Raw genomic sequence first — 506 nt, 5'->3', positions numbered from 1 at the left:
TTCAGGCTTGCGTTAAAGTCTCGGTCGTGATGCGCTCCACATTCCGGGCAGTCCCATTCACGCAACTTCAAATCTTTTACATCTTTGTGCTTATAGCTACAGCAGGAGCATAATTGCGAAGATGCGAATGTTGAGCCTACAGCCACTACGATGCGGCCATACCACTTCGCTTTGTACTCTAGCATGGAGCGAAACATCGACCAGGAAACCTCGCTAATGGCCTTGGCTAACTTACGATTCTTGACCATATTGGCTACCTGTAAATCTTCAATCGCAATGATGTCGTGGTTTTTGACAATATGCGTTGAAATCTGATGCAAGTAGTCCGTACGAGCATTCATGATTTTCTCGTGAATATGCGCTACTTTGATGCGCTGCTTGTTCCAGTTGCTGCTGCCTTTCATCATGCGTGTAAGTTTACGCTGTGCTCTTGCCAGTTTTTCTTCCCATCTGCGAAAGAATTTAGGGTTGCCAACTACTACGCCATTGGATAGAATTGCAAAATC

Annotated in this window: 1 protein-coding gene; it reads right to left on the bottom strand. The window is 45.5% G+C overall.

What is annotated here, in order from left to right; all coding sequences use genetic code 11:
- Positions 1–506 (bottom strand): RNA-guided endonuclease TnpB family protein (locus AC3Y2E_RS34680; RefSeq protein WP_379218001.1); only part of this gene is annotated, 506 nt, incomplete at both ends.

The sequence above is a fragment of the Paenibacillus sp. MAH-35 genome, assembly GCF_058135425.1.
This window is presented reverse-complemented; position numbering and strand designations above follow the sequence as displayed.